We start from the raw sequence: 25,856 nt of genomic DNA on the forward strand, positions 1-25,856 counted from the left end.
TTCGCACCGCGGACCTAGGGGAGGCCCAGGATGGCACCAGATGAGCTCACAGCCCGCGCACGGGCGGCGCGCACGCGCGCCGACCTGGAGTTCTTGCGATACACGAGGGCTCTCATCCGTGAGAGCCTCGAAGGAGTTGACGACTGGTTCGCGGTGGTCCGCCCTCTGCTGGTCTCTCAGGGCGTCCCCGGGCACCTGGTCGACGAGTGGAAGGAGACCGGAGACCCGAGCGTCGTGCTCCTGCAGAAAGATCCCCGAACCGGAAGTGGGTCCGACAGCCTCGACTGCTTCAAGGAGGTGTGCGAGCAACGCGGTGGGGTGTTCACTGACTTCCATGACGCCGATGGCAACAACAGAGGTCTCTGCATCCCACAGGGCTACATTGGCGAGGAGGGGAAACTCGACCTCGGAGACGTCGAGGAATTCATCGACAACGTCATCGGTTCGATCGCCTACTGGGCGTGTCGCGGCAGAAAGCTCCTGGAGCGATGGCTCGGGGTCTCCGAATACCTCTACGATTCAGGTCGCTAGGCGCAGGCGAGGATGACGTCAAGCGCCTCGTCGAGACGCGGGCCGTTGAGCGCGACGTCCGCCTGAGTCTGGACGATCGGCTTCGCGTGCCACGCGATGCCAAGGCCGGCGACCCCCATCATGTCGAGGTCGTTCGCGCCGTCGCCGATCGCGACCGCGTCCTCGGGGGCACAGCCGATCTCGGCCGCGAACTCCTTGAGGGTCACCGCCTTCGCGGCGCGGTCGATCACGGGACCCTGCGTGCGACCCGTGAGACGGCCGTCGGCCACCTCGAGCGAGTTCGCGCGGAAGCGCGTGATCCCGAGCCGGGACGCGAGGGACGCGACGACCTCGACGAATCCGCCCGAGACGAGGGCGACCTCCCAGCCCGCGGCCTGGAGTCCGGAGACGAGCTCCGGGGCACCGGGGGTGAACTCGACCTCGGCGATGACCTCGGCGAACACCGTGTCGGGCACGCCCTCGAGCGTCGCGACGCGCTGACGAAGGGACTCCGCGAAGTCGATCTCACCGCGCATCGCCGATTCGGTCACGGCAGCCACCTCGGCGCGCGTGCCCGCACGTTCCGCGATGAGCTCGATGACCTCCGCGGTGATGAGCGTCGAGTCGACGTCCATCACGCAGAGTCGGGTCATGCGGTGACGACCGTGTTCTTCGAGACGACGGTGATGCCGGACTCCGTGACCGTGTAGCCGCGGGCGATGTCGGACTCGCGGTCGATTCCGATGCGCGCGCCCTCCTCGACCACGACGTTCTTGTCGAGGATCGCGCGGTGCACCTGGGCGTGACGGTTGATGATCACGTCGTCGAGCAGCACCGAGTCCGACACGGTCGACCACGAGTGGAGGCGCACGCCGGGGGAGAGCACCGAGCCGGTGACGGTGGCACCCGAGACGATCACGCCGGGAGACACGATCGAGTCCGCGGCATGGCCGAGGCGGCCCTCCTCGGAGTGGATGAACTTCGCCGGCGGGTGCGTGATGAGGCCCTGGTGCAGCGGCCACTGGTCGTTGTACACGTTGAACACCGGCTGGACCGCGATGAGGTCCATGTGCGCGTCGTAGTACATGTCGAGCGTTCCGACGTCGCGCCAGTAGTCGCGGTCGCGGTCGGTCGAGCCAGGCACGTCGTTGCGGATGAAGTCGTAGAAGCCGCACGTGCCCTTGTTCACGAAGTAGGGGACGATGTCGCCACCCATGTCGTGCTTGGAGCCCGGGTCCTCGGCGTCCGCGACGAGCGCCTCGAGCAGCGCGTCGGCGTTCGCGACGTAGTTGCCCATCGACGCGAGGATCTCGTGAGGGCTGTCGGGAAGGCCCTCGGGGTCCTTCGGCTTCTCAAGGAACGCGCGGATGCGGTCGGGGCTCGCGGGGTCGACGTCGATGACGCCGAACTGGTCGGCGAGGCCGATCGGCTGGCGGATGCCCGCGACGGAGAACTCCGCGCCGGACTCGATGTGCGCGTCGACCATCTGCGAGAAGTCCATGCGGTAGACGTGGTCGGCGCCGACGATCACGACGATGTCGGGCCGCTCGTCCTCGATGATGTTGACCGTCTGGTAGATCGCGTCGGCCGAGCCGAGGTACCAGTGCGGGCCGCGGCGCTGCTGCGCGGGCACCGGGGCGACGTAGTTGCCCAGCAGCGGCGACATGCGCCAGGTGCGCGCGATGTGGCGGTCGAGCGAGTGGGACTTGTACTGCGTCAGCACCACGACGTGCAGATACCTGGAGTTGACCAGGTTCGACAGGGCGAAGTCGATCAGGCGGTAGGTGCCGCCGAACGGGACGGCGGGCTTCGCGCGGGATGCGGTGAGGGGCATCAGTCGCTTGCCCTCACCTCCTGCAAGGACGATGGCGAGAACTTTCGGCGCTGACATATGTCCAGCGTAGCGGCATGGGGACACCGCGTGTAGGGCGCGCGCCGAGAATCGACGCGATAGCGTGGGGGACATGCGAGCAGACCTCCTCACACGCGAATATCCGCCCTTCGTCTACGGAGGCGCCGGCGTCCATGTCAACGAGCTTGCGGCGGTGCTCCGCAGTCGCATCGACGTCCGGGTGCGGGCCTTCGACGGACCCCGCGACGAGCCCGGGGTGACGGGATACACCGCACTCGGCGGCGGCGTCGGGGACGCCTCGCTCGACGTGCTCGCGCACAACCTGCCGATGGCGAAGGACTGCGAGGGCGCCGACCTGGTCCACTCGCACACCTGGTACGCCAACATGGCGGGGCACCTCGCGAAGACGCTGCACGGCGTCCCGCACGTGCTCTCGGCGCACTCGCTCGAGCCGCTTCGCCCCTGGAAGGCGGAGCAGCTGGGCGGCGGCTACCGCGTGTCGAGCTGGATCGAGAAGACCGCCTACGAGGCCGCCGACGCGATCATCGCCGTGAGCGCGGGCATGCGCGCCGATGTCCTGCGCTGCTACCCGGACGTCGACCCGTCGAAGGTGCATGTCATCCACAACGGCATCGACGTGGACGGCTGGGCCGCTCCGAGCACCGACGAGGCGCGCGCCGCGGCCGACGCCGTGGTCGCGCGCTACGGCATCGACCCGACGCGCCCGGCGATCGTGTTCGTCGGCCGCATCACGCGCCAGAAGGGCCTGCCCTACTTCCTGAAGGCCGTCGAGCAGCTGCCGAAGGACATCCAGGTGGTGCTGTGCGCGGGTGCCCCCGACACCAAGGAGATCGCGGCCGAGGTCTCGGGCGCGGTGGAGAAGCTGCAGTCCGAGCGCGACGGCGTCGTGTGGATCGAGCAGATGCTTCCCCGGCCCGAGCTCGTCGCCGTGCTCGACGCGTGCACCGCGTTCGTCTGCCCGAGCGTCTACGAGCCGCTCGGCATCGTGAATCTCGAGGCCATGGCCGTCGGCCTGCCCGTGGTCGCGACCGCGACCGGAGGCATTCCGGAGGTCGTCGTGCCGGGGGAGACCGGCTCGCTCGTCGAGATCGAGCAGATGCAGGACGGCACCGGCACGCCCCTTGATCCGGACGGCTTCGCGGCGGATCTGGCTGCGGCGCTTACGGACATGGTGTCCGACGGTGAGCGCGCCGCCGCGTTCGGCGCGGCCGGACGGGCGCGCGCCGCGGAGCACTTCTCCTGGGAGGCGATCGGGGACCGGACGCTCGCCCTCTACGACTCCGTCCTCGGATAGGCTCGCCCCCATGACCACCGTGCTCGAGATGAGCGGCGTGCAGCTGCGCCGCGACGACAACCTGATCCTGCGCGGCGTGGACTGGACCGTGGACTCAGCGGACCGTTGGGTCCTGCTGGGCCCGAACGGCGCGGGCAAGACCACGCTCATCACGCTCGCTTCCGCGCGGACGCACCCCTCCGAGGGCACGGTCGAGGTGCTCGGCGAGCGCCTCGGCGAGGTCGACGTCACCGACCTGCGCATCCGCGTGGGCCTGTCGAGCTCCGCGCTCGCGGACCACATCCCGCCGGGGGAGCGCGTCGAGGACGTCGTCATGACGGCCGCGCACGGCGTCACGGGGCGTTGGCACGAGGAGTACGAGCCTGTCGACCTTGAGCGCGCCACACTGCTGCTCGAGGCGTTCGGCATGACCGGGTACAAGGACCGCGAGTTCTGGACCCTCTCCGAGGGCGAGCGCAAGCGCGTGCAGATCGCCAGGGCGCTCATGGCCGACCCCGAGCTGCTGCTGCTCGACGAGCCTGCGGCCGGCCTCGATCTCGGTGGGCGCGAGGAGCTCCTCGGCGCCCTCACGGAGCTCGCGGGCGACCGACGTTCTCCCGCGATGGTCATGGTCACGCATCATGTCGAGGAGATCCCCGTCGACTTCACCCACGCGATGCTGCTGCGCGACGGCGAGGTGATCGCCGCGGGTCCGCTCGGTGACGTGCTGACCGCGGACAACCTGTCGCGCACGTATGGCATGCCGGTCCAGGTGCAGGAGTCCGGCGGACGCTGGACCGCTCGTCGTGGCTCCTGAGCGTCGCCCATGAGGGTCTCAGCACGCGCGGACTACGCGATCAGGGCCACGGCCGAGCTCGCGGCAGCCGAGGGCTCGCTCACGACCGAGGCGCTCGCGGAGGCGCAGGCGATGCCTCGCAAGTTCCTCGAGGGAATCCTCACGATCCTGCGCCGCGAGGGCGTCGTGGTCTCGCAGCGCGGTCTGGGCGGCGGATATCGCCTCGCGCGGCCCGCGGAGGAGATCTCTCTCGCCGAGATCGTGCGCGCGGTGGACGGCCCGCTCGTGTTCGTGCGCGGGGAGCGGCCGTCGGAGCTGTCCTACGACGGCGCAGCCGATGACCTGCTCAAGGTGTGGGTCGCGCTGCGGGCGAGCGTGCGCGGCGTCCTGGAGAGCGTGACGGTCGCCGATCTGGCGCGTGGCGCGCTTCCCGCGACGATCACCGACCTCATCTCGGACGAATCCGCCTGGGAGAACCCCTGATATAAACCTACTTTCTTGGTATGTATTGTTTCCTACTGGGGAAGTGGGTTAATGTGCTCCTGACGCGCTACTGAGCCGCATCCGCGGCCGGCGTCGGAAGGAGTTCCACATGCAGACGCTCGTCATGCTCGCTCTGGTCGGCTTCGGCGCCCAGCTCATCGACGGCAGCCTCGGCATGGGCTACGGCGTCACGTCGACCAGTCTCATGCTCGCGCTGGGTCTCAGCCCCGTCCTTGCCTCCGCGACCGTCCACATGGCTCAGGTGGGCACGACGCTCGCCTCCGGTGCGGCGCACGCGCGCTTCGGCAATGTCGACTGGCGCGTCGTGTGGCGCGTCGGCGTCCCCGGCGCGATCGGCGCCTTCGCGGGCGCGACGTTCCTGTCGAGACTGACGACCGAGGCCGCGGGTCCGCTCATGGCGCTGCTCCTGTTCTGCCTGGGAATCTACGTCCTCGCGCGATTCACGGGCCGCAAGGTGAAGGTCGACCGTGCCGCGCGCCCCCTGCGCTCGCGCTTCCTTGCGCCGCTCGGGCTGGTCGCGGGCTTCGTCGACGCGACGGGTGGCGGCGGCTGGGGTCCGATCGGCACCCCGACCCTTCTCGCCTCGGGGCGCATGGATCCGCGCAAGGTGGTCGGGTCGATCGACACGTCCGAGTTCCTCGTCGCCCTTTCCGCCTCGGCAGGCTTCCTCGTCGGGCTCGGCACGGCCGGCATCGACTTCGCGTGGGTGCTCGTGCTGCTCGCAGGCGGACTTGTCGCCGCTCCGATCGCTGCCTACCTCGTGCGCATCGTGCCACCGCGCATGCTGGGTGCCGCGGTCGGCGGGATGATCCTTCTCACCAATGCGCGCACGCTGCTGCACGCCGAGGCGCTCGAGGCGGTGCTGCCGTACGCCTGGGCCGTGTACGCGCTCATCGTGCTCGTCTGGATCGCCGCGCTCGCGTACGCCTTGCGTGGCCACCTCACGGACCGACGCGAGGCCGCGGAGGCGGCCCTGCGGGGCGCCGCCGAGGAGCGTGAGGGCGCCCACGAGGCCGGGCCCGTCGCTGAGCTCGTCGAGCGGCGCTGACCCGACCCCCGCAGACCCGCGAGGCCGGTCCCGCACGCGACAGCGCGGCGGGGCCGGCCATCGCTGTCTCCGGGGGCTGCGTGAGGCGGCATCCATCCCAGGGATGACGACCGCATCGTCCCTCGTCCGCCCGATCATCCCCGGGGCCGATGGAACGCCTCTGTCCCTCCTGCTAGCGTGCCGGAAGGAGGTGGAACATGGATTCCATGTGGTGGTTCATCGCGGCGCTTGTGCTGGGGATCGCGGAGCTCGCGACCCTCGACCTGACGCTGCTGATGTTCGCGGGCGGCGCGCTCGCGGGTGGCATCGCGACGCTGCTGGGTGCGCCGCTGTGGGTGAGCATCGTGGTCTTCGCCGTGGTGTCGAGCGTCCTGCTGTTCGCCGTGCGACCGTTCCTGCTGCGCTCCCTGCGCAAGAAGGGGCCGGTCGCCGAGACGAACGCGGCAGGGCTCATCGGCAAGGAGGCCTACACGCTCGACGAGATCACCGAGCGGACGGGCCGCGTCAAGCTGGCGGGGGAGGTGTGGTCGGCGCGCACGCGCGACGACGCGCCCGTGATCCCGGAGGGCACCGAGGTGTCGGTGCTCGAGATCAAGGGCGCGACGGCCATCGTCGCGCAGGGGGCGGCCGACGGCGTCGCTCAGAAGGAGGAATAGGGCTATGGACGACTTCAACATCGTCGGACTGATCGGCATCATCGCGCTGATCGTCTTCGCGATCTTCATCATCTCGACCATCGCGAAGGCGCTGCAGATCGTGCCGCAGGCGGAGACCCGCGTCGTCGAGCGGCTCGGGCGCTACAGCAGGACGCTCGAGGCGGGCATGCACCTGCTGGTGCCGTTCATCGACAAGGTGCGCCAGAAGGTCGACATGCGCGAGCAGGTCGTGTCCTTCCCCCCGCAGTCCGTGATCACGTCGGACAACCTGGTCGTGGAGATCGACACGGTCATCTACTTCCAGGTCAACGACTCCAAGTCGGCCGTGTACGAGATCGCCAACTACATCGTCGGTATGCAGCAGCTCACGGTCACCACGATCCGTAACGTCATCGGAACCATGGACCTCGAGCAGACGCTGACCAGCCGCGACCAGATCAACGGTCAGCTGCGCGGCGTGCTCGACGAGGCGACCGGCAAGTGGGGCATCCGCGTCAACCGCGTGGAGCTCAAGGCGATCGAGCCGCCGATGTCCGTGAAGGACTCGATGGAGAAGCAGATGCGCGCCGAGCGTGACCGTCGCGCCGCGATCCTCACGGCGGAGGGCGTGAAGCAGTCGCAGATCCTCACCGCCGAGGGTGAGAAGCAGTCGGCGATCCTGAAGGCCGAGGGTGAGGCGCAGTCCCGCATCCTCAAGGCCGAGGGTGAGGCGCGCGCGATCCTCCAGGTCTTCGACGCGATCCACGAGGGCGACGCCGACTCGAAGCTGCTGTCCTACCAGTACCTGCAGATGCTCCCCGAGATCGCGCAGGGCACCAACAACCAGATGTGGTTCGTGCCGACCGAGTTCACGGGCGCCCTCAAGGCGATCTCCGCGGGCTTCGGCGGCGTCGAGGAGCCCGAGCCGCTCGAGCGTGCCGAGCGTGCCGAGAGCCGCAAGTCGCGGATCACGTCGGCCCTCGCCGACCCGCGTGCCGCGCTCGAGGAGGCCCGCCGCCAGGCCGAGGGCGTGTCCGCCGAGGCGGACAAGGCCGGCTCCGAGTCGGGCCGTCCGTTCGACCCGGACGCCGAGAAGGGCCAGTAGGCACTCACGAACCGGGCCCCGGGAAGCCGCTGCTTCTCGGGGCCCGGTCGTGTGCGGGGCGGCCTGCTTCAGTCAGGCCGCGGCTCCCGCAGCATCCTGATCGCCACGAGGATCAGCGCGACGCCGGTGACGAGGACCGCGGACCAGGTGGCGACCGCATTGCCCACGAGGTGCTCCATGAGCTGCGGCACGAATACGAGCAGGCCGATGCCGCCCGGGATCATGAGGGTGAGCAGCTCGCGCCTCAGTACGGCGAGCACGAGCATGCCGACCGCGACCGTGACGCCGATGGTCAGCACGAGCCAGCGGAGGTCCTCGTCGAAGGCCACGGTGCTGATCCCGGAGACGGTCACGAGCCCGCCCGCGATGAGCGCCGGCATCGTGGGGGTCAGGACGCGCGCGATCGCGAGCGCGGTCCACGCGGCGCCCACCGAGCCGATCACGAGGCCGGGGGTGAGGCCCTCGGTCGCGTCGAGCACCTCGATCGTCGTGATCGACACCCCGAGGGCCGTGGCCAGCAGCGCGAGCTGTGCGAGTGCGCGGCGTCGCAGCACGTAGATCGCGGCCGCGACCACCGCCGCGACGACGAACGTCCATAGCGCCGCGTTCTCGTCTCTCAGCCCCGCGGCGTCCACGAGGACCCACGAGAGCCATCCCGCGCACGCCACGGTCGCGAGCAGCAGCGCCGATGCGAGCCGCTGCGCCGCGTCCTGCGGCGAGCGCGAGGCCATGAAGCCCGAGGTGGCGACGACCGCGGTGAGCACCGCGACCAGCGCGATGCGCCCCGCGGTCGGGATCGAGGACCACGTCTGGCCCACGAGGAAGCTGATCGCGGTGATCGCGAGCACCGCACCGAGATAGCCGAGGATCTCTCCGACGAGGGCGAGGGCGCGGCTGCGACCCTCCGGGGGTGCGGGGGCGTCGGGCGCGGATGGTGCGGGCGGGGTGGCGAGGGGCAGGGCCTCCGCGGCCAGCTCTGCGTGCCCATGATCGTTCTCGTAGCGCCTGAGCGCCTCCGCGGTGGTGGCCTCCAGCAGGCCCGCCTCCACCCACTCGTCGAACCTGTCCCGCTGCGCGATCATGACCGCGTCCTCTCAGCTCGGACCCTCGCGGATCCTCACCTCCAGATTACGCCCGTCGGCGCCTCGCACCCAGTGCTGACTGGGATGATGGACGCATGCCCGTCATCCCAGTCGACTCGGCCGCCGACGATCGGCTCGCCGACTATCGCGGCCTCACCGACGTCGCACTGCGCCGCAGCCTCGAGCCCGAGCGCGGCCTGTACATGGCCGAGGGCGCGAAGGTGATCTCGCGCGCGCTGGCCGCCGGCCACGAACCGCGATCCGTGCTCGTGAGCGAGCGATGGCTGGCCGGAGTGGACGAGGCTCTCGCCGCGGCGGAGACGGACGCGCCGGTATACGTCGCGCCGAGCGAGGTGCTCGAGTCGGTGACCGGCTTCCAGGTCCACCGCGGCGCCCTGGCTGCGATGCATCGTCCCGTGCTTCCGTCGGTGTCCGAGCTCGTCGCCGACGCGCGCCGCGTGGTGGTGCTCGAGGGGATCGTCGACCACACCAACGTCGGCGCGATCTTCCGCTCCGCGGCCGGCATCGGCGCGGATGCGATCGTCGTCGCGCCCACGTGCGCGGACCCGCTGTACCGCCGCTCGGTCAAGGTATCGATGGGCACCGTGTTCCAGGTGCCGTGGACGCGCGCGGAGGAGTGGCCGGGGGATCTCGAGCGGCTGCGCGAGGCGGGCTTCGTGGTCGCGGGGCTCGCGCTCGCGGACGATGCGGTGACCCTGGACGAGTTCTCGGCGCTCGGCCACGAGCGGGTCGCGATCATGATGGGCTCGGAGGGCGACGGGCTCTCCCGAGCAGCGCTGCGAAGCGTCGACGCGGTCGTCACGATCCCGATGGCCGGGGGAGTGGACTCGCTCAACGTCGCGGCCGCCTCGGCCGTCGCCATGTGGGAGCTGCGCGTCCGCTGACCGTCCTTCCGCGGGCCCGTGGCCGTCGTCCGGCGGCGCCTTCGCGGGTGCGTACATCTCTGCACGCACGTGTGACGGGTGCGGCTTCGGGGGCTGGTGGGGATCCTCCTGAGTCCCCGGTGTCACCTTCGTCCCAGGTGCGTGCAGGATTGCTCACTGCGCGCCCGTATCGCCTTCTCGGATGTCGGTCCGTCATGGCAGAATCGAACATATGTTCGAACAGGCTCGTGGGGATCGTCTTGCCGCAGCCCGCGCCGCCCTCAAGGAGGTCGAGGCGCGGGTCGGAGTCGCGCGCGACGACTCGGATCGTGCGTGGCCGGTGGATCAGGCCTGGTCCGCGCTGCTTCCCGACGGGCTTCCCCGCGGCAGGGTGGTGAGCGTCTGCGGCTCCACCTCGCTGCTTCTCGCGCTCGCGGGACAGGCCTCTCAGCGGGGCGCCTGGGCGGCTGCGGTCGGCATGCCTGCAGTGGGGGTCGTCGCGGCGCGCAGGCGCGGCATCGACCTGTCCAGGCTCGCGCTCGTGCCGGAGCCCGGCGTGCAGGCGGCCGCGGTCCTCGCGCTGTGCCTCGAGGGCGTCGACGTGGTGATGACGGGCGAGCGGCTCGCGCTGTCGGAGGCGGATCGTCGGCGGCTGGCCTCGCGTGCCCGCGAGCAGGGCGCTCTGCTGCTGTCGGCCGGCCCCTGGGCGGGGGCGGAGCTGTCTCTTGACGTCGAGAGAGTGCGGTGGTCGGGACTCGGCGCGGGTGACGGGCGGCTGCGAGGGCGCGAGGCGACCGTCGTCGTCACGGGACGGCGCGCGGGTGCGGCCAGGCGCGTGCGGATCGCACTGGATGTGGACCACGCGCTCGCGTCCTCGCGCGCCGCGGCCGCCGAGACCCGCGAGGAGGTCGCATGAGCACCGAGGCCAGGGCCGCCCGGGCGACGGGACCCGTGGAGACCGTGCGTCGCGCCGTCCTGTGGGTGCCCGACTGGCCCGTGGTCGCCGCCGTCGCCGAGGCGGGGCTCGGGCTCGAGGCGCCCGCGGCGGTGCTGCACGGCAGGGGGCTCGTGGCGGTCTCCGCCTCGGCGCGCGCCTCGGGGGTGCGGCGGGGCATGCGCAAGCGTGCGGCGCAGCGCGTGTGCCCCGAGCTCGTGATCCTCGGCTACGACGAGGGCAGGGACGCGCGCGAGTTCGAGTCCGTGGCGGCCGCGGCCGAGCAGGTCGTCGCGGGCGTCGAGATCTCCCGCCCCGGGCTGCTGATGATCCCCGCGGACGGCGCCGCGCGCTTCCACGGCTCCGAGGAGACGCTCGCGGAGGCCCTCGTGAGCGCCGTGGCCGAGTCGGGAGGCGAGGCTCAGGTGGGCGCCGCCGACGGCCTGCTCGCCGCGGTGATGGCCGCGAGGGTCTCCGCGCTCGTGCCGTCGGGGGAGTCCGCGGACTTCCTCGCCCCGCTGCCCGTGGACTCCCTGACGCACGCGGTGATGGAGAGGGAACGCAGAGCCGAGGCCGACACCCTCGTCGGCGTGCTGTCCAGGCTCGGGCTCCACACCCTGGGTCAGCTCGCGGCGCTTCCCGCAGGGGACGTGCTGGCGCGCTTCGGGCCGTTCGGCGCGTGGGCGCAGCGCATGGCGCTCGGCCAGGACATCGCTCCGCCGGTGCTCCGGAGGTCCGAGGAGGACATCGCGGTCGAGCAGGACTTCGAGGACCCCGCGGAGCGGGCCGAGCAGCTCGCCTGGGCGGCCAAGGACGCGGCGCAGCGCCTCGACGCGGCTCTCCTGGCCGCAGGGATGAGGTGCGGCAGGGTGCGCATCGCCGCCCGGACCGCCAAGGGTGACGTCCTCGAGCGCGTGTGGCGCACGGATGTCGCCACGCGCTCAGGCGCCTTCGCGGCCCACATGGCCGACCGGGTGCGCTGGCAGCTCGAGGGCTGGCTTTCCGGCACGGGTGACGGGCCCGAGCCTGCGCCGCTGGTCTCCCTGGCGCTCGTCGCGGAGGACGTGGTCGCGCTCGGCGACGAGCAGTCCTACCTGTGGGGAGGCTCCTCGGGCGGCGACGCGAAGGCCCTGCGCGCGCTCGAGCGGCTGCAGGGACTGCTCGGCATCGACGGCGTGCTCGCCGTGGCCGAGCAGGGAGGACGCTCGCCCAGGGACCGGGTCCACGCGCTCGCCTGGGGGCAGGAGGGCGAGCCTCCTCGCCGCATCGAGCACCCCTGGCCGGGGCGGATCCCCGACCCCGCGCCCGCGACGGTCCTGCCCGTCCCCGCGCCCGTCCAGGTGCTCGACGCCGGCGGCAGCCCCCTCGTGATCGACAGGAGGCTCGCCGTCTCGGCCCCGCCCACGTGGGTGCGGCTGACCGCCGATCCTCGCGACGCGCGCGCCAAGGCCCAGCATCGTCATCCCTCCTCGGGCCACGTCGGCGGCGACGAGGGCCCCGTGTGGGAGAAGGCGCGTCCCGTCGAGGCCTGGGCAGGGCCATGGCCCGTCGCGGAGCGCTGGTGGGCGCCGGACGCGGACCGCCGCGCGTACATGCAGCTCGCGCTGCGCACCCCCGACGGGGAGCCGGGCCTCGCGGTGCTCGTCGCCTTCGCGGGCGGGGCCTGGAGGCTCGAGGCGCTCTATGACTGAGAGGAACCGCGGCCGGGCACGGGGAGATCGGGCGGGACGGAGCCATGGCTGAGCCCGAGTACGCCGAACTGCACGCGCACTCGGCCTTCAGCTTCCTCGACGGCGCGAGCCAGCCCGAGGAGATGGCCGCCGAGGCGGGAAGGCTCGGGCTGTCCGCGATGGCGATCACCGACCACGACGGCCTGTACGGCGCCGTCCGCTTCGCGAACGCCGCGCGGGCGATCGGGCTGCCCGCGATCTTCGGATCGGAGCTGCACCTGTCGGTGCCCGAGGGGCCGGGGGGAGCACCGGTGCTGGACGCGCCCACCGATCGGCCGGACCCCCGCGGCTCCCACCTGCTCGTGCTCGCCCGCGGAGCGAGCGGCTACGCACGGCTCTCGCACGCGATCGGCATGGCGCATCTCGCCACGGGGGAGAAGGGCACGGCTCGCTACACGCTCGAGCAGCTCGCCTCGGACGGCGGCGGTGAGCTGCTCGTCCTCACCGGCTGCCGCAAGGGGACGGTGAGGCGCGCGCTCGCGGGCATCGGCGTCCCGGGGGTCGGCCTCGACGCCCAGGGGGTCGGCGTCACCCGCGAGGGCTTCGCCGCGGCGCGCGCGGAGCTGGACCGGCTCGCGGCGCTGTTCGGACGCGACAACGTGGCTGTCGAGATCACCGATACGGGCCAGCCGTACGACTCCGAGGTGAACGATGCGCTCGCCGACCTCGCCTTCGACTCGGGGCTGCCGCTCGTGGCGACCACGAACGCCCACTACGCGACGCCTCGGGACGCCGATCTGGCCTCGGCGCTCGCTGCGGTGCGCGCGCGGTCGGCGCTCGACGACATGGATGGCTGGCTGCCCGGCGGCGCGGGACTGCACCTGCGATCGCCCGGCGAGATGCTCCACCGTCACCGGCGGCACCCGCATGCCGTGGCGAACGCCGCACGGCTCGGTGCCGAGTGCGCGTTCGACCTCCAGCTCGTCGCGCCGAACCTCCCGCCCTACCCGGTCCCCGAGGGGCACACCGAGGCGTCGTGGCTGCGCGAGCTGACGTATCGCGGCGCGCGCGAGCGCTACGGCACTCCCGACTCCGAGCGGATCCCCGGCGCCTGGAAGCAGATCGAGCACGAGCTCGCGGTGATCGAGGCGCTCGACTTCCCCGGCTACTTCCTGATCGTCCACGACATCGTCAACTTCTGCCGCCGCGCGGACATCCTCTGCCAGGGGCGAGGCTCGGCGGCGAACTCTGCGGTCTGCTACGCGCTCGGCGTCACCGCGGTCGACGCCGTCACCCACGGGCTGCTGTTCGAGCGCTTCCTCGCGCCCGAGCGGGACGGGCCCCCCGACATCGACGTGGACATCGAGTCCGACAGGCGCGAGGAGGTCATCCAGTACGTCTTCCAGCGCTTCGGTCGCATCAACGCCGCGATGGTCGCCAACGTCATCCAGTACCGACCGCGCTCCGCGGTGAGGGACGCCGCCCGCGCGCTCGGCTACGACGCGGGCCAGCAGGACGCGTGGTCCACGTCGATCGACCGGTGGTCGACGCTGCGCTCCGACCGCAAGGCCGAGGAGGCCTGGGCCGCGCGACAGCGCGACGCGATGTGGCCCGAGCCGCCGCCCGCCCAGCCGCTCGACCACATCCCCGGACAGGTCGTCGACCTCGCGGAGCGCATGCTGCGCCTCCCTCGACACCTCGGCATCCATCCCGGGGGCATGGTGCTGTGCGACCGCCCCGTGATCGACGTGTGCCCCGTCGAATGGGCGCGCATGCCGGGGCGCACGGTGCTGCAGTGGGACAAGGACGACTGCGCCGACGCGGGGCTGGTCAAGTTCGACCTGCTCGGGCTCGGCATGCTCTCCGCGCTCAAGTACGCGTTCCGCTACGTCCAGGACGTCGAGCGCCAGGACCTGTCGCTGCACTCTCTTCCCCAGGAGGATCCCGCCGTCTACGACCTGCTGTGCGCCGCGGACACCGTGGGGGTGTTCCAGGTGGAGTCGCGCGCGCAGATGGCGACCCTGCCGCGGCTCAGGCCCCGCCGGTTCTACGACATCGTCATCGAGGTCGCGCTCATCCGTCCGGGTCCCATCCAGGGAGGGTCGGTCCACCCCTACATCAACCGCGCGCGAGGCAGGGAGGAGGTCACCTACCTGCACCCGCTGCTCGAGAAGTCCCTCGGCAAGACGCTCGGGGTGCCGTTGTTCCAGGAGCAGCTCATGCAGATGGCGATGGACTGCGCGGGCTTCGACGGGGCGCTGGCCGACCAGCTGCGCCGCGCGATGGGCTCCAAGCGCTCGCCCGAGCGGATGGAGGCGCTGAGGGCCAGGTTCATGGTCGGCGCCCACGAGCGGGGCATCACGGCCGACGTCGCGCAGCAGATCTTCGACAAGCTCAAGGCCTTCTCCGACTTCGGCTTCCCCGAGTCGCATTCGTACTCGTTCGCCTACCTCGTGTACGCGTCGAGCTGGCTCAAGGCGCACAAGCCTGCGGCGTTCTATGCGGGGCTCCTCGCCGCCCAGCCGATGGGCTTCTACTCGCCCCAGTCGCTCGCCGCCGACGCACGCCGCCACGGTCAGGTGGTGCTGCGCCCGTGCGTCGAGAGATCCCAGCCGCTCGCGACCGTCGAGAGGCTCGAGGCGTCGTTCACGCCGCCAGGGGAGACCCGCGAGGACATGGCGCGGCTCACCCGCGTGGATCGCACTCTCGCCGTGAGGATGGGGCTGCGCGCGATCCGCGGCCTGGGCGCGGAGGCGGCCGACGCGATCGTCGCCGCGCGAGAGGAGGCGCCCTTCTCCTCCCTCGGTGACATGGCGCGGCGGGTACGGGTGCGGCCCAGCGGTGTGTCCGGTCAGGTGGGCCTCGCGCCCGAGAAGGGGCTCACGACGGCCCAATGGGAGGCGCTCGCGACTGCCGGGGCCCTCGAGTCGCTCGGCGTGACCCGACGCGAGGGGCTCTGGGCGGCGGGCGTGCTCTCCAAGGAGGGGCCGGGCACCCTGCCCGACGTCGTCCCCGGCGTCGAGGCCCCTCAGCTGCCCGGCATGTCGGTGGTCGAGGAGGCGGTGGCCGACGTGTGGGCCTCGGGCGTCTCCGTCGACTCGTACCCGACCGTGTTCGTGCGCGAGGGACTCGACAGGCAGGGGATCCTGCGCGTGAGCGAGGTGCTCACACACGAGTCGGACCGACGCGTCGCGACCGCGGGCGTCGTCACCCACCGCCAGCGGCCAGGCACCGCGAAGGGGGTCACGTTCCTGTCGCTCGAGGACGAGACGGGATTCCTCAACGTCATCTGCTCCGCGGGTCTGTGGAGGCGCTTCCAGGCGGTCGCGCGCAGGTCCCCGGCCCTCGTGATCCGCGGGAGGATCGAGCGTGCGGACGGGGCGACGAACCTCGTCGCGGAGCATCTGTCCCCGCTGAGCCTCAAGGTGCCGACCACGAGCAGGGACTTCCGATGAGCGTCGACGCCGGCGCACGCACCCCCGCCGCCGCGTCTGCCGCCGAGGGACGCCCTCGCTGCAATGTCCGAAAACCGCCAGCAGCATCCCGCGAGATGAGTCATGCTCATGGACATGTGGGATGACGACACGCGCTACGCGGTGATCCGCGGGCGGGACGCGCGCTACGACGGTCAGTTCTTCACCGCCGTGCTGACGACGGGCATCTACTGCCGTCCGTCGTGCCCCGCGCGCACTCCCGCGAGGCAGAACGTGCGCTTCTACCGCACGTCGGCGGCCGCGCAATCCGCGGGCTTCCGCTCGTGCCGGCGCTGCCGCCCCGAGGCGGTGCCCGGCTCGCCCGACTGGGATGCGAGCGGAGACGTCGCGGCGCGCGCGATGCGGCTCATCGACGACGGCGTCGTCGATCGCGACGGCGTCGAAGGCCTCTCGGCCCGGCTCGGATACTCGAGCCGCCAGCTCCAGCGCATCCTCGTCGACGAGCTCGGCGCGCCGCCCCTCGCCCTCGCCACCGCGCATCGGCTCCACAGCGCGCGAGCCCTGCTCGAGCACACCGACCTCCCGGTCACCCAGGTCGCGCTCACCGCGGGCTTCGGTTCGGTGCGGCAGTTCAACGACGCCGCCCGCCGAGCGTGGGGCCTCTCTCCGAGCCAGGTCCGCGAGGGGCGCAGGAGCCGGCGAGGGGCCGTGGGGCCCCAGGACGATGCGGGCACGGTGACGGTAGACCTCCGGCTCGGTACGAGGGAGCCCTTCGACGGGGCCCGGGCGCTGGGTTTCCTGGCCGCGCGCGCGATCGAGGGCGTCGAGCGTGTCGAGCCCGGGACCGCGCATACGCGGACGATGCGGCTCCACCACGGTCCGGCACGCGCCCGCCTCGCACCGGACGCGACCGGTGTCCACGTGCGGCTCGAGCTCGCCGACCCGCGGGATCTCGGGTCCGCGGTGGCACGCTGTCGCGCGCTGCTCGACCTCGACGCCGATCCCGTGGCCGTCGCGGAGGCGCTCAGCCGCAGCGAGGCCCTCGCGCCGCACGTCGCGACGGCTCCCGGCCTGCGGGTGCCCGGCTCTGTCGACCGCTTCGAGGCGATGATGCGCGCGATCGTCGGGCAGCAGGTGTCGGTCGTGGGGGCCCGGCGCACGCTGTCCCTCCTCGCCGAGCGCTGGGGCGAGCGAGTCGCCCTTGAGGGCGAAGCCGACGGCGACGGAGCTGCGGGTGCTGGCGCTGCGGCCGCTCAAGGCGATGTCGCGCGGTCCGCTCCCGACGCCAGGCCCACGCTGCTGCTCCCGACGGCCGAGGCGCTGCTCGACGTCGATCCCGAGGGAGGGCTCATGCCGGCGTCCCGCTGGCGCGCGCTCCTCGGCGTCGCACGCGCTGTCGTCGACGGAGAGATCGATACGTCGCTGGGAGCCGACCGTGCCGAGGTGCGGAGCAGGCTTCTCGCGCTCCCTGGCATCGGGCCGTGGACCGTCGAGTACGTCATGCTGCGCGGCTACGGGGACCCGGACGCCTTCCCCGGCACCGACCTGGTGCTGAGGCGCGAGATCGGGGGCGAGGCGAAGGACGTGTCTCCCACGGCAGAGTCGTGGAGGCCGTGGAGGGCCTACGCGGCGCAGCACCTGTGGACGGCAAACGCGGAAGGGAGAAGGTCATGAGGCAGGACGAGAAGACGGCCATGAGACGGGGCGTCGAGCCGGGCCCGCCGCGAGGAGACGGCGGGAGCGCGGCGACCACTGTCGAGACCCCGCTCGGGCCGATGACCCTCGGGGCAACCGAGCGTGGACTCGCGATGGCGAGGTTCGAGGAGTGGTCGGAGGGCCCGGCGACGCGTCGGCCTGCCGGGACCCCCGCGATGTCCACCGACGCGGAGCGCGCCGCTCACGCGGTGCTCGCGAAGGCGGTGGCCGCGATCGAGACCTACTTCGCTGGGGACGGCGCGGTGGAGGACCTGCCCGACCTCGACCTGGTCGGGACCGACATGCAGGTCGAGGTATGGCGGGAGCTGCTCACGATCCCCGCGGGCGTGACGCGGACGTACAGGGAGATCGCGGAGGCGATCGGGAGGCCCACGGCAGTGCGTGCTATCGGCGCCGCGATCGGCGCGAATCCCGTCGGGGTCCTCGTGCCCTGCCACCGGGTGATCGGGGCTGACGGAAGCTTCACGGGCTACGCCGGAGGGCTCGAGCGCAAGCGCTGGCTGCTGGCCCACGAGGGGGCGGCGCTGGCCCTGTGACCAGATCTCTTTAACGCCTGTATGGAATAACTTCACCCCGGGTTGAGGTTGCACCCGGTGACCACGCAACATCGAGAAGGAATGAGGTACCAATCATGTGGGACGCCATCCTGTGGATCGCTGCAGTGATCATCGGCATCATCGGAGTCGTCAGGATCCTTCAGAAGGACATCCTGTGGGGCATCGTCCTCATCGTCGTCGCCCTGCTCATCGGGCCCGGCGGCGTGAGCCTCCTCACCTGACGCGCGCGAGCGCGAGACGAGCGAAGCCCGCACCCCTGGGGGTGCGGGCTTCGTCGTGTGCGGTGAGTCTGTGCGAGTGTGCTGAGGGAACGCGTCAGACCAGGTGCACCGCAACGGTCACGCCCGCGATGACGATGGACTCCATCGACATCAGCTTGACGAGGATGTTGAGGCCGGGACCGGAGGTGTCCTTGAAGGGGTCGCCGACCGTGTCGCCGATGACCGCGGCCTTGTGAGCCTCGGATCCCTTGCCTCCGTGGTTGCCCTGCTCGATGTACTTCTTCGCGTTGTCCCACGCGCCACCGGAGTTGGCCTGGAACATCGACAGCGAGAATCCGGCCACCATCGCACCGATGAGCAGGCCGAGCACGCCGGGGACGCCGAAGATGAGGCCGATGATCACGGGCGCGGCGAGCGCAAGGATCGCAGGCATCATCATCTCCCGCTGGGCCGCCTTGGTGGAGATCGAGACGCAGCGCGCGTAGTCGGGGTCGGTCTCGCCACTCATGATCCCGGGGATCTCCCGGAACTGGCGGCGCACCTCGTCGACCATCTGCCCGGCGGCGCGTCCGACGGCGTTCATCGTGATGCCGGAGAACGCGAACGCGAGCATCGCGCCCGTGAACATCGACACGATCACCTTGGGGTTGATGAGCACGACCTCGAAGTAGGTCATCATCTGCATGAGGTCGAGCGACTGGAGCTCGTCCACCGCACCCGCGGCGAGCGTCGTGCCGTCGGGGAAGATGAAGTCGCTGCCGCGCTCGAGGACGTGCGAGATGCCGATCTTCACCTCCTCGATGTATGAGGCCAGGAGCGCCATGCCTGTCAGAGCAGCGGACCCGATCGCGAAGCCCTTGCCTGTCGCGGCGGTGGTGTTGCCGAGCGAGTCGAGCGCGTCGGTGCGCTGACGGACCTCGGGCGGAAGCCCCGACATCTCGGCGTTGCCGCCCGCGTTGTCGGCGATCGGGCCGTACGCGTCCGTGGCCAGCGTGATGCCGAGCGTGGACAGCATGCCGACGGCGGCCATGCCGATGCCGTACAGGCCGAGGTTCATGGTCTCGGTCGAGTACTCGAAGCCGGAGCCGAAGTAGTACGCCAGGGTGGTGCCGAGCACGACCGCGATGACGGGCACCGCGACGGAGAGCATGCCGGAGCCGATTCCGGCGATGATGACGGTCGCCGGACCGGTCTTGCTCGCCGCGGCGATGGTCTTCGTCGGCTTGTAGCTCTCCGAGGTGAAGTACTCCGCGGCCTGGCCGATCGCGATGCCCGTGAGCAGGCCGATCATGAGCGCGAGCCACAGGCCCCACATGTTCGGCATGTCCATGAGCCACAGCACGCCGAGCGACAGCGCCGCGATCAGCACGGCGGCGCCGTTCACACCGCGGCCCAGCGAGCCCAGCAGGTCCTTCTGGGTCGCGCCCTCCTTGGTGCGGACGAAGAAGACGCCGACGATCGACAGCAGCGCGCCGATCGCGCCGATTACCATCGGTGCGATCACCGCGAGGATCTGCACGTCCGTGCCGGAGCTGTAGTACGCGGCGGCGCCCAGCGCTGCGGAGGCGAGGATCACACCCACATAGGACTCGTAGAGGTCGGCGCCCATGCCGGCCACGTCGCCGACGTTGTCGCCCACGTTGTCCGCGATCGTCGCGGGGTTGCGCGGATCGTCCTCGGGGATGCCCGCCTCGATCTTGCCCACGAGGTCGGCGCCGACGTCGGCGGCCTTGGTGAAGATGCCGCCGCCCACGCGAGCGAACAGCGACTGGACCGCGGCGCCCATGCCGAACGTCAGCATCGTCGTCGTGATGACCACGACGTGCTGGGACTCCTCGATGTCGTAGAACTGGGTGAGCACGAAGAACCAGATCGAGATGTCGAGCAGTCCCAGGCCGACCACGGTGAGCCCCATGACGGCGCCCGAGCGGAACGCGACGTTGAGGCCCTTGTTGAGCGAGTGGCGGGCGGCGTTCGCGGTGCGTGCCGAGGCATACGTTGCCGTCCGCATCCCGATGAAGCCCGCGAGGCCGGAGAACAGGCCACCCGTGAGGAACGCGAACGGCACCCAGGGGTTCTGCACGTGCAGCCCGTAGGCGAGGAAGCAGAACAGGATCGTCAGCGAGCCCAGGACGATGCCGACGACCTTGTACTGCTGCTTGAGGTACGCGAGGGCGCCGTTGCGCACATGAAGCGCGATGCGCTCCATCGTCTCCGTGCCCTCGGACTCTTTCATCATGACGGAGAAGAAGTAGTAGGCGGCGCCGAGCGCCATCACCGAGGCGATGGGCACCAGCCAGAACCAGACAGGCATGGGTTCCTCTCGAGGTTGGGGTCGGGGACGCTTACTGACCGAAGGTGGACTGGGCGGAGCGCCACCACGCGTAGTGCTCGCGTTCGAGCGCATCGAGGGTGGGAAGCGCGAAGGTCGTGATGCCCGTGCTGTCGCCGACGTAGAAGCCGCCGCTCACGGTGCGGAAGAGCACCTCCTGCGTCATCTGGCGCAGCACCGTCTTCGTGGGCTTGCCGCCGCCGTCGGCGAGCTCGATCAGGCAGTCGCGGAGGTGGCCGACGTTCGGGTACGGCAGGTCGTCGGCGGCGCCGGCTGCGGGATTCTGCGCGAGCGCGCCGAGCGTGAGCTCCGCGAACACGATGCGGGGCACGTGCACGGGCTGATCCTGGTCGGTGATGAAGTCCGTGAAGCCGGCGGGGTCGAGGGTCGACACCACGCGCGGGGAGACCGGGCAGAACTCCTGATAGAGGTGGGACCAGCCCGTCGCCCCGGGCTCGTACTCCGAGGGCTCGAGCGTGAGGACACGGCCGTCGTCCGTCGCGAGGTGCAGCGCCGTGATCGCCTCGCGCGGGATGCGCTCAAGCACGCGGTAGATCGCGATGTAGAGCGAGCGCTTCGGCGTTCCGTCCGGGTGCGGCACGCATCTCTCGGCGACGCCCGACAGGTCGAAGGCGTCGGCCGGGAGCCGCTCGGCATCGATCGAGAAGAAGACCGCCTGGCCGCGCGAGCGCTTCGCATTGCCGATCGCGTAGTAGAGACCGAACTCCTCCGGAGTGAGCATCGAGGCGATGAGCGCCTCGGGGATGAGCGAGAGATAGAAGTTCGTCGTCATCAGTGTTCCCGTCTTCGTTGACTGGAGTAATGCCTCGCCTTCGACGCTAGGGGCGCGACCGGTGGTGCTACCTGGGCCCTTGGTCCCGTCGAGGTGCGGAATCGGCGGAACGGAGGCCCCGTGAACGTCATTGCCAGCCTGCCACGGAGCGCTCGCATGTGCGCGTTCACACTGGTACGACCGTGAAGGGGCATCGGTGGGCCGGGTCCGGATCCCGGGTCGGCGGGTCTCGAGAGAGGCACGTGCGCGTGGACGATGCTCCGGCGGAGAGTTCCCGACATGCGGACGATGCGCGCGCGGGTTGGCAGGCGACACGCGGACGATGCGGCGGGGGAGCCTGGGGCGAGAAGCGTGTGTCGACCGTTCGGCGAGGGGTGGTGAGGGGTCGTGTCGACGAAGTGGCAATCGACCCCCCGAGATGCGTGCTATTCTTCTATCCGCGCTGAGGCGCCCGGAAGGGTCCTCGGTCCACCTCGTCCGGGTGGCGGAATTGGCAGACGCGCTAGCTTGAGGTGCTAGTGCCCGTTTAAGGGCGTGGGGGTTCAAGTCCCCCCTCGGACACCATCGGAAGGCCCCTCCTCGGAGGGGCCTTCGTCATTTCCTCCCGTCACAGGTCACTAGGCTGGCGAGCATGACCCAGGAGTCGCTCATCCAGCTCACGCAGGACCTCATCCGCATCGACACGTCGAACTACGGGGACGACCCCGGCCCGGGGGAGCGCGTCGCGACCGAGTACGTCGCGACGTTCCTGTCGAACCTGGGGCTCGAGCCCGTGATCCGCGAGGCCGCGCCTGGGCGCACGAGCGTCACCGCGCTGTGGGAGGGCGCCGACCGCACGCGCCCGCCGCTCGTGCTGCACGGCCACCTCGACGTCGTCCCTGCGTTCCCCGAGGAGTGGACCTACCCGCCGTTCGCCGCTGAGATCCACGACGAGATGATCTGGGGTCGCGGGGCCGTCGACATGAAGGGCATCGCCGCGATGTACCTCGAAGCGGTGAAGAGGATCATCGAGGCCGGTCGCAAGCCGGCCCGTGACATCGTGATCGCATTCTTCGCGGACGAGGAGCACGGCGGCCGGCGGGGCGCGCAGTGGATGGTGGAGAACCACCCCGACGACTTCCGCGGCGCGACCGAGGCCATCTCCGAGGTCGGCGGCTTCTCCGTCTCGGTCGGAGGCAAGCGGACCTACCTGATCCAGACCGCGGAGAAGGGGATCTCGTGGCTGCGCCTCGTCGGCACCGGTGTGCAGGGCCACGGCAGCCTGGTCCACCACGACAACGCGGTCGCGCACCTCTCGGGCGCGATGAGCCGCATCGGCGCCCACACCTGGCCCCTCGACATCACGCCCACGTCCGAGGCGCTGCTCCGTGGTGCGGCCGAGCTCCTCGGCCTCGAGTACGAGCCCACCGAGGAGCGGGTCGCCGAGATCGTCGCAGGCATGGGTCCGGTGAGCCGCATGATCGAGGCATCGCTGCGCAACACCTCCAACCCGACGATGCTCGACGCGGGCTACAAGTCCAACGTCATCCCGGACGTCGCGACCGGCTACATCGACGTGCGGTACCTGCCGGGCCAGCAGGAGTCCGTGCTGCGCGAGCTCGAGGAGCTCGCGGGCACCCACGTCAAGGTCGAGCAGTACATCGAGCAGCCCGCGGTCGAGGCGCCGTTCGACACACCCGTGGTCGACAAGATGATCGCCGCGCTGCGCACCGCCGACCCGGAGGCCATCGCGCTGCCGTACATGATGATGGGCGGCACCGACAACAAGCACCTCGCGCAGCTCGGGATCCACGGCTACGGCTTCGCGCCGCTCATGCTCCCCGACGGGCTCGACTTCTCGAGCCTGTTCCACGCGATCGACGAGCGCATCCCGATCCGCTCGCTCGAGGTCGGCGCCGACGTCGTCGAGCAGTTCCTCCTGGACTGCTGAGACGCCCGAGGCGGCTCAGGCCGCGTCGTAGCGGTCCACGCGCATCGTCCGTCGACGCAGCCACACGCGGCGCGCGCCGCCGATGAACCGCTGGGTGCGCGCGAGCTCCCACTTGCCGTACTCGGCCTGCTCCGTGAGCATCGCGCGCGCCTCGGAACGAGTGACGTCGCGAGGGATGTCGACGACGCGCCACTCGAGGTGGGACCGTGCGGACTCCCTGGGGCGCGCCGGCGAGACGACGTGGCCGTCGGTGCGTGTGGTCCTGCTGTTCTTCATGATCCCTCCCATTTCGGTGCAGTCGCGGGTACCGTCAGTTGCATGAACGAGTCGCGTGAGGCGCTGAGGCGCCTGGAGGCCGCCTTCGAGGAGCACCTGGCAGCAGTGGCTGGTCGCCGTGGCGACGATGACGTCGCCGTGGACGATGCGTACGACGCGCTGGCCGAGGCCTTCGAGGCGTACGAGTCGGCGCTGGACGATGAGTTCGGCGAGACACTGCCGGTGGTGCTCGACGACACGGACGAACTGGACTCCCACGCGGCCGAGGACGAGGACGAGATGGACGACGACATCGAGGAGTTCGAGCTCAGCTGAACGATCGAGTTCGTCATCGTACGCCCCCTACCTGCGCTCCGGGTAGCCCAGCTCGGGTGCGGTGACCTCGTCGAGCGCCTCGCGGATCGCGGGCGGAAGCTCGAGGTCGGCCGCCTCGAGCGACGTCTCGAGCTGACGCGCGGTGCGCGCTCCGACGATGGCGGACGAGATCCACTCGCGGGAGAGCACCCAGGCCAGGGCGACCTCCTGAGGGGTCAGGCCCAGCCCGTCGGAGGCCGTGGCGAGCGCGTCCACCACGACGTGCTCACGATCGCCGAGGTACGGCTCGACGAAGCCGGCCAGGTGCTCGGAGGCCGCTCGAGAGTCCGCGGGGACCGCGGCGCGGTACTTGCCGGTGAGGACGCCTCTGCCGAGCGGTGACCATGCCATGACCCCGAGGCCCAGGCTGCGCGCCGCGGGCACGACCTCCCGCTCGATCCCGCGCTGGAGCAGCGAGTACTCCATCTGCGTCGCCGTGATCGATGGCCTTCCCGTGGCCTGCGTCGCGATGCGCGCCGTGGCCCAGCCCGGGTAGTTCGAGACGCCCACGTATCGCGCGCGGCCTGAGCTCACCGCGATCTCGAGGGCGTGCAGCGTCTCATCCGACGGCGTGACCGCGTCGTAGGCGTGGACGAGCCACAGATCGACGTGATCGGTCCCGAGCCTGCTCAGCGAGGCGTCGAGCGTGTCGAGCATCGTGTCGCGCGAGGCGTCGATCATGCCGCCCGCGGGCGTGCGCTTGATGCCGGCCTTGGTGCAGATCTGGACCTCGCCGCGCGAGATGGTGCCGGAGAGCAGCGTGCCGATCAGGGACTCGGAGCCTCCGTCTGCGTACGTCGCGGCGGTGTCGAGCAGCGTGCCGCCCGCGTCGAGGAACATGTCGAGCTGGTCGCCCGCCTCCTCGGGGGAGGTGTCCCTGCTCCAGGTCATCGTGCCCAGGCCGAGGCGCGACACCTCGAGACCGCTCGAACCGACCTTCCTGCGCTGCATGCGGACGACGCTACCGGTCTCCACAGCGGTGCACGCGATGCGACGCGCGGGCGCTAGCCTTGCGTCCATGACGTGGTGGGAGTCTGTTCTTCTCGGCCTGATCCAGGGCCTGACCGAGTTCCTTCCGATCTCGTCGAGCGCGCACATCCGCGTGCTCGGTGAGCTCCTGCCCCATGGGTCGGACCCCGGCGCCGCCTTCACGGCGATCATCCAGATCGGCACCGAGGCCGCAGTGCTGGTGTACTTCCGCAAGGACATCGTGAACATCCTGCGCGCGTGGTTCGCCGCGCTGTTCGGGCACGATGGCAAGGACCGTGCGGCGAGATTCGGCGCGCACAGCCCTGAGGCGAGGCTCGGCTGGTGGGTCATCATCGGCTCCTTCCCGATCGTCATCCTGGGCGTGCTGTTCAAGGATTCGATCGAGACTCATCTGCGGAACCTGTGGATCACGGCGACCGTGCTCGCGGTATTCGCTCTCGTGCTCGCGTGGGCGGACCGCGTCGGCTCCAAGCACCGCGAGATCAAGGAGCTCACTGCGAAGGACGCGATCGCGCTCGGGTTCGCACAGGCCATGGCCCTCGTGCCGGGAGTGTCCCGCTCGGGCGGCACGATCTCGATCGGCCTGTTCCTGGGGCTCACGCGCGAGGCCGCGGCCCGCTACTCGTTCCTGCTCGCGATCCCCGCGGTGCTGGGCTCGGGTCTGTTCGAGCTCGCGACCGAGTACGAGGGGCTGACCGACCCGTCCGGCCCGGGCCTGGCGGCCACCGCGATCGCGACTCTCGTGGCGTTCGTGGTGGGCTACGCGGTCATCGTCTGGTTCCTGAGGCTCATCACGACGCACTCGTTCATGCCGTTCGTGATCTACCGGATCGCCTTCGCGCTCGTCATCGTCGGCCTGCTGGCCACAGGGGTCGTGACGGCGCTGTAGCCGCGGTCGCCGCGCCCGGACGATGCGGCGCGCGCCCAGTCGGCGGACGC

The 25,856-nt window shown here is 70.8% G+C and carries 24 protein-coding genes and 1 tRNA gene; 18 read left to right on the plus strand and 7 right to left on the minus strand.

The window, feature by feature from the left end:
* The first annotated feature begins 30 nt into the window (after positions 1–30).
* Entirely contained in the window at positions 31–531 is a 501-nt protein-coding gene (locus tag B7K23_RS09460; protein WP_084126350.1) for a hypothetical protein, read from the plus strand.
* Here B7K23_RS09460 and serB read toward each other — a convergent pair.
* Together serB and glgC are read right to left on the minus strand one after the other, a co-directional pair.
* Positions 528–1,163 carry a phosphoserine phosphatase SerB gene (gene serB, locus B7K23_RS09465; protein WP_084126351.1) on the minus strand — a complete coding sequence of 212 codons (636 nt, stop codon included), beginning with the start codon at positions 1,161–1,163 and terminating at the stop codon, positions 528–530. The two genes, B7K23_RS09460 and serB, sit on opposite strands and share 4 nt — an antisense overlap.
* Complete coding sequence (glgC, locus tag B7K23_RS09470; protein ID WP_084126352.1) at positions 1,160–2,401, minus strand: glucose-1-phosphate adenylyltransferase; 1,242 nt, start codon at positions 2,399–2,401, stop codon at positions 1,160–1,162. Before glgC ends, serB begins: the two co-directional genes overlap by 4 nt.
* 73 nt (positions 2,402–2,474) lie before the next feature.
* Here glgC and glgA point away from each other — a divergent pair, with 73 nt between their 5' ends.
* The 6 genes from glgA (at position 2,475) to B7K23_RS09500 (ending at position 7,744) form a co-directional block, all read left to right on the plus strand.
* Positions 2,475–3,677, plus strand: coding sequence for a glycogen synthase (gene glgA / locus B7K23_RS09475; protein ID WP_084126353.1), 1,203 nt, complete (start codon positions 2,475–2,477; stop codon positions 3,675–3,677).
* Positions 3,678–3,687: 10 nt separating this feature from the next.
* Positions 3,688–4,473 carry an ABC transporter ATP-binding protein gene (locus B7K23_RS09480; protein WP_084126354.1) on the plus strand — a complete coding sequence of 262 codons (786 nt, stop codon included), beginning with the start codon at positions 3,688–3,690 and terminating at the stop codon, positions 4,471–4,473.
* Between the two features lie 9 nt (positions 4,474–4,482).
* Positions 4,483–4,935 (plus strand): Rrf2 family transcriptional regulator, encoded by a 453-nt coding sequence (locus B7K23_RS09485; protein ID WP_084126355.1) that lies wholly within the window; start codon positions 4,483–4,485, stop codon positions 4,933–4,935.
* 109 nt (positions 4,936–5,044) lie between these two features.
* Positions 5,045–6,004, plus strand: coding sequence for a sulfite exporter TauE/SafE family protein (locus tag B7K23_RS09490; protein ID WP_084126356.1), 960 nt, complete (start codon positions 5,045–5,047; stop codon positions 6,002–6,004).
* Between the two features lie 197 nt (positions 6,005–6,201).
* A complete protein-coding gene (locus tag B7K23_RS09495; protein ID WP_084126357.1) occupies positions 6,202–6,660 on the plus strand; it encodes an NfeD family protein in 459 nt (152 codons plus the stop codon).
* 4 nt (positions 6,661–6,664) lie between these two features.
* Positions 6,665–7,744 (plus strand): SPFH domain-containing protein, encoded by a 1,080-nt coding sequence (locus B7K23_RS09500; RefSeq protein ID WP_084126358.1) that lies wholly within the window; start codon positions 6,665–6,667, stop codon positions 7,742–7,744.
* 68 nt (positions 7,745–7,812) lie between these two features.
* Here B7K23_RS09500 and B7K23_RS09505 read toward each other — a convergent pair whose 3' ends face one another.
* Positions 7,813–8,826, minus strand: coding sequence for a DUF2157 domain-containing protein (locus tag B7K23_RS09505; RefSeq protein ID WP_084126360.1), 1,014 nt, complete (start codon positions 8,824–8,826; stop codon positions 7,813–7,815).
* Between the two features lie 95 nt (positions 8,827–8,921).
* Here B7K23_RS09505 and B7K23_RS09510 point away from each other — a divergent pair, with 95 nt between their 5' ends.
* The 7 genes from B7K23_RS09510 to B7K23_RS15845 all read left to right on the plus strand — a co-directional run bounded on the left by B7K23_RS09510 (position 8,922) and on the right by B7K23_RS15845 (position 18,242).
* Positions 8,922–9,731 carry an RNA methyltransferase gene (locus B7K23_RS09510; protein ID WP_084126361.1) on the plus strand — a complete coding sequence of 270 codons (810 nt, stop codon included), beginning with the start codon at positions 8,922–8,924 and terminating at the stop codon, positions 9,729–9,731.
* A gap of 211 nt (positions 9,732–9,942) precedes the next feature.
* Positions 9,943–10,626 carry a hypothetical protein gene (locus B7K23_RS09515; protein WP_084126362.1) on the plus strand — a complete coding sequence of 228 codons (684 nt, stop codon included), beginning with the start codon at positions 9,943–9,945 and terminating at the stop codon, positions 10,624–10,626.
* Positions 10,623–12,335: a DNA polymerase Y family protein gene (locus B7K23_RS09520; protein WP_084126363.1), complete on the plus strand. Its 1,713-nt coding sequence runs from the start codon at positions 10,623–10,625 to the stop codon at positions 12,333–12,335. The genes B7K23_RS09515 and B7K23_RS09520 overlap by 4 nt, the downstream gene beginning before the upstream one ends.
* 44 nt (positions 12,336–12,379) lie before the next feature.
* Entirely contained in the window at positions 12,380–15,769 is a 3,390-nt protein-coding gene (locus B7K23_RS09525) for an error-prone DNA polymerase (protein ID WP_084126364.1), read from the plus strand.
* 108 nt (positions 15,770–15,877) lie between these two features.
* Positions 15,878–17,422 (plus strand): DNA-3-methyladenine glycosylase 2 family protein, encoded by a 1,545-nt coding sequence (locus tag B7K23_RS09530; protein ID WP_084126934.1) that lies wholly within the window; start codon positions 15,878–15,880, stop codon positions 17,420–17,422.
* Complete coding sequence (locus B7K23_RS16080) at positions 17,419–18,000, plus strand: methylated-DNA--[protein]-cysteine S-methyltransferase (protein WP_304441565.1); 582 nt, start codon at positions 17,419–17,421, stop codon at positions 17,998–18,000. The genes B7K23_RS09530 and B7K23_RS16080 overlap by 4 nt, the downstream gene beginning before the upstream one ends.
* Positions 18,001–18,095: 95 nt before the next feature.
* A complete protein-coding gene (locus tag B7K23_RS15845) occupies positions 18,096–18,242 on the plus strand; it encodes a GPGG-motif small membrane protein (RefSeq protein WP_200809819.1) in 147 nt (48 codons plus the stop codon).
* Positions 18,243–18,336: 94 nt separating this feature from the next.
* Here the strand turns inward: B7K23_RS15845 and B7K23_RS09540 are convergent, their stop codons facing one another.
* A complete protein-coding gene (locus B7K23_RS09540) occupies positions 18,337–20,556 on the minus strand; it encodes a sodium-translocating pyrophosphatase (RefSeq protein ID WP_084126365.1) in 2,220 nt (739 codons plus the stop codon).
* Positions 20,557–20,587: 31 nt separating this feature from the next.
* The gene (locus tag B7K23_RS09545; protein ID WP_084126366.1) at positions 20,588–21,367 is read right to left on the minus strand and encodes a hypothetical protein; all 780 of its coding nucleotides are present in this window, start codon (positions 21,365–21,367) and stop codon (positions 20,588–20,590) included.
* A gap of 475 nt (positions 21,368–21,842) precedes the next feature.
* Here B7K23_RS09545 and B7K23_RS09550 point away from each other — a divergent pair.
* Both B7K23_RS09550 and B7K23_RS09555 read left to right on the plus strand, forming a co-directional pair.
* A tRNA-Leu gene (locus B7K23_RS09550) sits at positions 21,843–21,931 on the plus strand.
* Positions 21,932–21,998: 67 nt separating this feature from the next.
* On the plus strand, positions 21,999–23,297 hold the full coding sequence (locus B7K23_RS09555) for a M20/M25/M40 family metallo-hydrolase (protein ID WP_084126367.1): 1,299 nt from the start codon (positions 21,999–22,001) through the stop codon (positions 23,295–23,297).
* Between the two features lie 15 nt (positions 23,298–23,312).
* Here the strand turns inward: B7K23_RS09555 and B7K23_RS16045 are convergent, their stop codons facing one another.
* Entirely contained in the window at positions 23,313–23,573 is a 261-nt protein-coding gene (locus B7K23_RS16045) for a DUF5703 family protein (RefSeq protein ID WP_084126368.1), read from the minus strand.
* 42 nt (positions 23,574–23,615) lie between these two features.
* Here B7K23_RS16045 and B7K23_RS09565 point away from each other — a divergent pair, with 42 nt between their 5' ends.
* Entirely contained in the window at positions 23,616–23,888 is a 273-nt protein-coding gene (locus B7K23_RS09565; RefSeq protein WP_084126369.1) for a hypothetical protein, read from the plus strand.
* Positions 23,889–23,915: 27 nt separating this feature from the next.
* On the opposite strand, the gene B7K23_RS09570 is transcribed toward B7K23_RS09565, so the two are convergent.
* Complete coding sequence (locus B7K23_RS09570; protein ID WP_084126370.1) at positions 23,916–24,878, minus strand: aldo/keto reductase; 963 nt, start codon at positions 24,876–24,878, stop codon at positions 23,916–23,918.
* Between the two features lie 67 nt (positions 24,879–24,945).
* On the opposite strand from B7K23_RS09570, the gene B7K23_RS09575 reads away from it, so the two are divergent.
* On the plus strand, positions 24,946–25,806 hold the full coding sequence (locus tag B7K23_RS09575; protein WP_084126371.1) for an undecaprenyl-diphosphate phosphatase: 861 nt from the start codon (positions 24,946–24,948) through the stop codon (positions 25,804–25,806).
* Positions 25,807–25,856 lie beyond the last annotated feature (50 nt).

The sequence above is a fragment of the Demequina sp. NBRC 110054 genome, from assembly GCF_002090115.1.
Taxonomy (GTDB): Bacteria; Actinomycetota; Actinomycetes; order Actinomycetales; family Demequinaceae; genus Demequina.